Origin of the sequence: Nocardia sp. NPDC059764 (assembly GCF_042732555.1) — a bacterium.
Lineage (GTDB): Bacteria > Actinomycetota > Actinomycetes > Mycobacteriales > Mycobacteriaceae > Nocardia.
The window spans coordinates 1-7,005 of sequence record NZ_JBHWHH010000272.1 but is presented as its reverse complement, the minus strand read 5'-3'; the positions used below and the strand labels follow the sequence as shown (position 1 = coordinate 7,005).

Below are 7,005 nucleotides of genomic sequence, written 5' to 3'. Positions count from 1 at the left end.
GAGCCGCACCCGTGGGGGTGCGGCTCGAATCGTGTCGGGGGTCGGACCGGGTCAGCCCTTCTGGAGGCGGGCCTCGAAGACCGTCTCCAGCGCCTTCCACGCCTCCGACTCGGCCTGGAACGGCGGGTTCGGCGCCATCCGGGTCGGGTCCGGGTTCAGCAGGTAGGAGACGTACCAGCCCAGGGGAGTGGAGACCGCCAGCGCCGACTCGACCGTGTCGTCATCGGCGTAGTCGGCGGCGTCGGTGAACAATTCGACCGCCAGGTCTAGCTGATCGGTGTCCACGGACTTCGGGCCGGAGGCCAGGTCCTCGGACAGACCGGGCAGCACGTAGACGTTCTCGTCGTCGACCTCCACCTCGAGCGAACCGTCCACGGCGGCGGTCTGCACCTCGCCGTAGGTGCTCACCCGGGCCAGGTCGTGATCGTGGTCGTCGGCCAGGTAGCGGGCCAGCGCGCGCTCGGAACCGAAGACCGTGATCGAGCCGTCCTTGCCCAGGAAGATGGGCTCGTCGTCGACGTAGCAGCGCAGCGTGAAGAAGGTGCCGTCCGAGGAGATGATCTTCACCGGGTCGATGCCGACCTCGTGCCAGAAGGACAGCTCGCCCTCCTCGTCGTCCTCGTCCAGGTCGACTTCCTCGATCTCGTCGTCGCCCTCGGCCGCGTCCTCGGCGTCGACGATGTTCTCCTGCGCCGCAAGCAGTTCCGCCTCGGCCACCGCGACCGCGTCGGCGTCCACGTCGGGCACCGTCACCACCGAGTCGATGGCGTCGATGACAGCTTCCCAGTCCTTGGCGATGGCCGCGCCGATCTGGTCCCACAGCTCCTCGCCCTCACGCCCGAGGAAGGCGCTCACCCCGCCGGCCAGCGCGCCCAGCACCGGGTGCGAGCCGAAGAACTTGGTGACGGGATCGAGTTCGCACACGTCGCCGATATTGCGGACCATCTCGAGGGTCTCCTCGAGCTCGGAGACCACCTCCGGATCCGGGTCGTCGGCGGCCAGCTCGGGCACGCCGACCAGATCGAAGACGTACTGCTCCTCGGGCTCCAGTTCGGCCGCCGACAGACCGGCGATGATCTTCCACGCGGGATGATCCACCAGATCGTTGTCGGAGTTGGTGCGGATGAACGCGGCCAGCTCCGCGACGGAGTCGAAACCGTAGAGGTCTTCCTCGTGACCGAGGAATGCCTGCCACTCATCGTCACCGTCTCGCCAGCGGGGTGCCCAGAGGGTGACAAGATCGCCTTTGGTCAGGCCCAGCGCGATCGGGACGATGTCTCCAGAAGCCATGACCGGAAGCCTATCCAGTCGTCGCGTCAGGCACTATCCGGGTCGCCCCCAACATTTTTTGAAATCAGCGCGTCGTTCAGGCGGGTGATGATCCGGGCCCGCTGCGCGGTCGCCTCGGCGGCGGCCCGCCGCGCGGTCCACAGGATCAGCCGGGAGACCTCGGCCGGAGGCCGCGACGTCACCGACTCGGCCAGCCACAGGCCGGTCAGGGCGCCGTCGGCGTCCACCTCGGCGGTGACCGAACCGTCCTCGGCGGCGCAGCGGCCGCGGACTCCGCCCAGGTCGTGCAGGGTTGCCTCGAGGGCCTCCAGCTTGTCGTTGACGCGTTGGACCAGGGCGTCCATCTCGGCGCTCATCGGTTCCGCAACCAACTGGTCCGGCCGGTATCGGCGTCGTCGAGCCGATCCAGCTCGTCCACCGCGGCCTGGCGGGTGGGCAGGCCGAGCCGGTCCAGGACCGTGTCCGGCACGCCCGCCGCGGCCAGCTGTTCGCGCCGCCGCGACCGCGCCCCCAGCGCGGACCGCCGGGTCAATCGGAGGATCTCGTCGGCGAGAGCCTGTGCGCCATACCGGTATTCGCCGCGCTCGAACCGGATCTCGACCGGCATCCCCTGATCGGTGGCCGACACCGTCACCGTGCCCGCCCGATTGCCCGACGCCGCCACCGTCACCGGCGGCACCTGCGCCGATTCTCGCGGCCCGCTCATGCCGTCGGCCGGTAGAAACCGAGGAACCGCATGCCCGAATTCTCCGTTCGTATCGGTCCGATCCGGACGGGATCGCCCGCCTCCACCAACTGCCCGTTCCCGATCACCATCGCCACGTGCCCGTCCCACACCGCAAGATCACCGGGCATCAAGCCCCCTGGACCGATACTCGGATGCCCGAGCCCCTGCTCCTGCGCCAGCCGCGGCAGCGACACCCCCGCCTGCCCGTAGGCCCACTGCGTCAGACCACTGCAATCCACCCCGACCCCGGGCGTCACCCCACCCCACTCGTATGGCGTCCCCACCGCACTCAACGCCTTCCGAACCGCCTCCGCCGCCCGCTCGTTCGGCGCTTCCACCCGACTCCCGTCCGGCAACGTCACCCACACCCCACCCTTGTTCGGCGACCCGACCGGCGAATCATGACCGGGCCCCTTCGCCGTGAACACCGACGCGGTGGTGGTCCGCACCCTGTCACCCCTCGACCGCCCCGCCCCGAGCCGACCGTCGCCGCCCGCAGACCGCCCCGCGCCGAGCAGACCGCCTCCGATGGTCCGGATCGCGCCGCCCCCAGTTGATGTGTCGTGGCCCGCCGGAACCGTTGCCGCGTGGGGCCGAGGATCACCGCTCGCGTGGATCATTCCCGCCGGAACAGTGCCCGCGCCGTCCGGCAGTCCGCCCGCCGAATCCGGAAGTGGGCCCGCCGCACCGGGACCGGTCACGGCCGCGGGCGGAGCATCCTTCGCGTCGCCATCCCCGAGAGCGCCCGGCGCCACCACCGTCGGCGCCGGAATCGGCCCACTCAACTCCTCCATGGCAGCCGCCTCGGTCGCCAACTCCGCCCGCACCCGCTCGACCACCCGCATGGCCCGCCCGATGTGGTCGATCGCCGACGCGACCACGGCTGTAGCGCCACCCGGACTGTTCCCCTCCGAGCTGAGCGAAGCCAGCTCCGCCCGGAACGCCCGCAGAATCTCCGCCAATTCCCGCCGCCCCGTGGCGACCTCGGCATCCGTCCGGTCCAGAATCTCCGCCATCGCCCGCCCCCGCTCAGCAGCGGTGGCCGCGGTGGTCTGGGTCCGCAACGCCTTGTCCAACGCCGCGTCCCCAGCCCGCCCCCGCCACTCGTCATACATCCGATCCACGCTGCCCCGGCTCTCGGCATGCGCCGCATCGACAATCCGCGCGGTCTCCCGCAACACGTCGGCAGCGGTGCTGCGCCCGGACCCGAGACTCCGCAGCAGCTCGACTATCGGCTTCTCCAGCTCCGCCGCCGTCAGGTCATCGCTCATCGGCGAACCCCTGGACGAATTGCCCTGAACGGTCGCCGCTTTCGGGCGGTGGGGTGTCACCGTTGGTGGGTGGGATTGCCGCACAGGGGATCCGGATCGGGGAGGTCATGCGTCCAGCTCGGTGGCGGTGCGCAGGGCGGCGGCCCGGGTGTGGTCGTGGTCGGTGTAGGTGGTCGCGGCGGTTTCGGCGGCGGCGCTGGTTGAGGTGAAGAGAGTGGTGAGGTGGGCGAGGGTGGCGGTGTGGGTGGCGTGGGCGCGCGCGTAGGCGGTCAGCAGGTCGGCGCCGATCAGGCCGAGGGTGTCGGCGAGGGTTGTGGGGGCGGCGGTGGTGGCGTGGGTTGCGGCGGTGGTGAGGCGGGTGGCGAGGGCGGTGGTGGCGGTCGCGTAGGTGGTCAGGCCATCGGGGTGGATCGAGATGTGCATGGTGCCCCCTTCTCGCCCGGTCGGCGGGCGGAAATGTGGTGTACCGGGTTGGACGCGGGTGGGGGCTGATCGGTTCCGGGTGGGGAGAATTGCGGTGGAGGGATCTTCAGGACGGGTGCTGACTTATGGTTTTCCTATGCGCACACTCGTTGTGGACCATCCGCTGGCGGCCGCGTTGTTGACCACCATGCGAGACGCTCGGACGACCAATCCGACTTTCCGGGCGGCGCTTCGGGATTTGACGGGGATTCTGGTGTACGAGGCGATGCGGGACGCGCCGGTCGAGCGGTTTCCCATCGCCACGCCGGTGGCCGCGGCGGAGGGGACGCGGTTGAACGCGCCGCCGCTGTTGGTGCCGGTGCTCCGGGCCGGGCTGGGGATGGTGGAGACGGCGGAGAATCTGATTCCGGACGCGCGGATCGGGTTCGTGGGGCTGGCCCGGGACGAGGAGACGCATCAGCCGACGCCGTACATGGAGTCGCTGCCGGAGGACCTGTCCACCACGCCGGTGATGGTGCTGGATCCGATGCTGGCGACCGGCGGATCCATGGTGTACACCCTGGATCTGCTGGCCACCCGCAACGCTCGCGACATCACCGTGGTGTCCGTGGTGGCCGCGCCGGAAGGCATTGAGGCGCTGGAGAAGTCGGGGCACGCCGTGCTGCTGGTCACCGCCTCGGTGGACCGCGGCCTCAACTCCGACGCCTACATCGTGCCGGGTCTCGGCGATGCGGGGGACCGCCAGTTCGGGCCGCGCTGAACCACCCCCGGGCCGTCGCTCCGGAAGTGGCAGCGGCTCAGAGCTGCTGGAAGTACTTGCGGAGCTCGGCGATCCGCTGCGCGGCGACGGCCTTCGCGTCGTCGAGCGCGTCGGGCCCGGAGACGGGTTCGAACGCTTCCAAGTAGCACTTGAGCTTGGGTTCTGTGCCGGACGGGCGCACCACCACACGGAACGAGTCGGCCTCGAAAACCAGTGCGTCGGTGCGCATCCGGCCCCGCAGTTGCGCCATATCGGTGCAGGTCACGGGTTTCCCGGCGATCTCGCTCGGGGGAGTCTCGCGCAGCCGGGCGACGACCGCCGCCGCGGCCGCCGCGTCCGCCAGGCGCAGCGACACCTGATCTCCCGCGTGCACGCCGAATTCGACCGCGTACTCGTCGAGGACGTCGAGCACGGTGCGGCCCTGCGCCTTCAGCTGGGCGACCAGATCGGCGGCGACCACCGCGGCCGAGATGCCGTCCTTGTCGCGCACCGCGGACGGATCCACGCAGAGCCCGATCGCCTCCTCGTACGCGTAGACCAGCCCCTCGCCCGCGCGGGCCAGCCACTTGAACCCGGTCAGCGTCTCGGCATACCGCGCCCCGCGAGCGGCGGCGATCTTGCTCAGCAGCCGCGAGGACACGATCGTGGTGGCGACCAGGGCATCCGGGGCGGCGGTCCGCAGCACGAAATCACCCAGGAGGACACCGGTTTCGTCGCCGCGCAGCATCCGCCAGCCATCCGGCCCGCGCACGCCGAGCGCACACCGATCCGCATCCGGGTCCAACGCGATGGCGAGGTCCGCGTCGAGCCGCTCGCCCAGGTCGAGCAGCAGATCCGCCGCCCCCGGCTCCTCGGGATTCGGGAACGCCACGGTCGGGAAGTCCGGGTCCGGGGCGAACTGTTCCGCCACTACCAGTACTTCGTCGAACCCGGCGCCGCGCAGCGCGGCGACGCTCAGTTCGCCGCCCACACCGTGCATGGGGGTCAACACGATGCGGATATCGCTGCGCTGCCGGACATCTCGCGCGGTCGCGGCGGGATCGTCGGCGGTCGCCTCGATGTCCTCGATGCTGAGTGGTGCGTCGCCGCCGATGAGGCGCGGCAACCGGGTGACCCGGGTCAGATACCGGCGGACGAGCTCCTCGCCCATCGCGTCCGGCGGGGTGCCCGCGGGCAGTGCGAGCAGGGCGGGGTCCGGGGCGGTCGGATCGGGGTCGGTCCGGGGGACGCGGCCGTCGACCGCGTCGATGCAGCGCTCGATCTCGCTGTCGGCGGGCGGCACGATTTGCGAGCCGCCGTCGAGGTAGACCTTGTAGCCGTTGTCGGTGGCAGGATTGTGGGACGCGGTGATCTGCACTCCCGCAACGGCTTTCAGCTCCCGCACCGAGAAAGCGACCACCGGGGTCGGCACCGGGTGGGGGAGCGCCAGCACCGAGAATCCGGCCGCGGCGAAGACTTCCGCGGCCGCGGTGGCGAATTCGTCCGACCCGTGGCGGGCGTCGCGGCCCACGATGACGATCCCGCCGCCGAGGCAGCGGTCGCGCAGCCAGGCGGCGATACCAGCCGACGCCCGCGCGACGGTGTCGATGTTCATGCCGTCCGGGCCGTCCTGGAGCGGACCGCGCAGCCCGGCGGTTCCGAAACGCAGCATGCCCGCGCGCCTAGAGGCGTTCCAGCACGCCGCGCAGCAGCTTGCCCAATCTCGGTGCGGCGGCGTGGCCTTCGGCCAGGACTTCGGTGTGTGAGAGGTGCTGTCCGGTGACGCCGGCCGCCAGGTTGGTGACCAGCGAGATGCCGAGCACCTTGGCCCCGCCCTCGCGGCAGGCGATGGCCTCGAGCACGGTGGACATGCCGACCAGATCGGCGCCGATGGTGCGCAGCATCCGGATCTCGGCGGGGGTCTCGTACTGCGGTCCGGTCAGGCCCGCGTACACGCCCTCGGTGAGGCTGGGGTCGATTTCCTTTGCCAGCGTGCGCAATTCGGGATCCCAGGCGTCGACCAGGTCCACGAAGTTCGCGCCCTCGATGGGGGTGCGGCCGGTCAGGTTGATGTGGTCGCTGATGAGCACCGGCTCGCCGACCGACAGTCCGTCGCGAATCCCGCCCGCGGCATTGGTGAGCAGCACGGTCTGCGCGCCCGCGGCCAGCGCGGTGCGCACGTTGTGCACGACCTGGCCGGGCGTGTGGCCCTCGTAGAGATGCTGGCGGCCCATGAGCAGCAGCACCGGCGAGTCGCCGACGTACACCGAATGGATGGTGCCCTGATGGCCTTGCGCCGTGGGCGATCCGAACCCTGGCACCTCGGCCATGGGGATGGATGTGGATGGTTCGCCGATCTCGGCGGCAGCCTCCTGCCAGCCCGATCCCAGCACCACGGCGACGCGATGCTGCTGCACTCCCGTACGTTCGGCAATGGCTGTGGCGGCTAGTTCGGAAACCCCGCCCATGGCCTTCTCGGCTAGCATGTCGCCGAGTCTAATTGCCTCCGCTTCGCTACGGCTGTTCGCGGCCCTCGTAACCCCGGTCTTCCCTCC

Annotated in this window: 8 protein-coding genes; 1 reads left to right on the top strand and 7 read right to left on the bottom strand. The window is 70.5% G+C overall.

The features are described from left to right. Positions 1-51 precede the first annotated feature (51 nt). The 5 genes from ACFV4K_RS34015 to ACFV4K_RS33995 form a co-directional block, all read right to left on the bottom strand. The gene (locus ACFV4K_RS34015) at positions 52-1,290 is read right to left on the bottom strand and encodes a primosomal protein (RefSeq protein ID WP_379280404.1); all 1,239 of its coding nucleotides are present in this window, start codon (positions 1,288-1,290) and stop codon (positions 52-54) included. Between the two features lie 26 nt (positions 1,291-1,316). Beyond that, positions 1,317-1,646, bottom strand: coding sequence for a YbaB/EbfC family DNA-binding protein (locus ACFV4K_RS34010; protein ID WP_379280403.1), 330 nt, complete (start codon positions 1,644-1,646; stop codon positions 1,317-1,319). Beyond that, positions 1,643-1,996, bottom strand: coding sequence for a hypothetical protein (locus tag ACFV4K_RS34005; RefSeq protein WP_379280402.1), 354 nt, complete (start codon positions 1,994-1,996; stop codon positions 1,643-1,645). The genes ACFV4K_RS34010 and ACFV4K_RS34005 overlap by 4 nt, the downstream gene beginning before the upstream one ends. Next, entirely contained in the window at positions 1,993-3,288 is a 1,296-nt protein-coding gene (locus tag ACFV4K_RS34000; protein WP_379280401.1) for a C40 family peptidase, read from the bottom strand. Before ACFV4K_RS34000 ends, ACFV4K_RS34005 begins: the two co-directional genes overlap by 4 nt. Positions 3,289-3,393: 105 nt before the next feature. Further along, a complete protein-coding gene (locus ACFV4K_RS33995; RefSeq protein WP_379280400.1) occupies positions 3,394-3,711 on the bottom strand; it encodes a type VII secretion target in 318 nt (105 codons plus the stop codon). A 136-nt stretch (positions 3,712-3,847) separates the two neighbouring features. Between ACFV4K_RS33995 and upp the strand changes: the two genes are divergently transcribed. Beyond that, complete coding sequence (gene upp, locus ACFV4K_RS33990) at positions 3,848-4,471, top strand: uracil phosphoribosyltransferase (RefSeq protein ID WP_379280399.1); 624 nt, start codon at positions 3,848-3,850, stop codon at positions 4,469-4,471. A gap of 37 nt (positions 4,472-4,508) precedes the next feature. On the opposite strand, the gene ACFV4K_RS33985 is transcribed toward upp, so the two are convergent. Beyond that, positions 4,509-6,122: a phospho-sugar mutase gene (locus tag ACFV4K_RS33985; protein WP_379280398.1), complete on the bottom strand. Its 1,614-nt coding sequence runs from the start codon at positions 6,120-6,122 to the stop codon at positions 4,509-4,511. Between the two features lie 10 nt (positions 6,123-6,132). Further along, positions 6,133-7,005, bottom strand: an 873-nt coding sequence (locus ACFV4K_RS33980; protein WP_379280397.1) for a purine-nucleoside phosphorylase, incomplete at its 5' end; no start/stop codon positions are given.

What these genes read in the sequence shown, in the direction of transcription:
- ACFV4K_RS34010 (WP_379280403.1), bottom strand. Translation starts at nt 1,646, where the DNA reads ATGAGCGCCGAGATGGACGCCCTGGTCCAACGCGTCAACGACAAGCTG.
- ACFV4K_RS34000 (WP_379280401.1), bottom strand. Translation starts at nt 3,288, where the DNA reads ATGAGCGATGACCTGACGGCGGCGGAGCTGGAGAAGCCGATAGTCGAG.
- ACFV4K_RS34015 (WP_379280404.1), bottom strand. Translation starts at nt 1,290, where the DNA reads ATGGCTTCTGGAGACATCGTCCCGATCGCGCTGGGCCTGACCAAAGGC.
- ACFV4K_RS33995 (WP_379280400.1), bottom strand. Translation starts at nt 3,711, where the DNA reads ATGCACATCTCGATCCACCCCGATGGCCTGACCACCTACGCGACCGCC.
- ACFV4K_RS33985 (WP_379280398.1), bottom strand. Translation starts at nt 6,122, where the DNA reads ATGCTGCGTTTCGGAACCGCCGGGCTGCGCGGTCCGCTCCAGGACGGC.
- upp (WP_379280399.1), top strand. Translation starts at nt 3,848, where the DNA reads ATGCGCACACTCGTTGTGGACCATCCGCTGGCGGCCGCGTTGTTGACC.
- ACFV4K_RS34005 (WP_379280402.1), bottom strand. Translation starts at nt 1,996, where the DNA reads ATGAGCGGGCCGCGAGAATCGGCGCAGGTGCCGCCGGTGACGGTGGCG.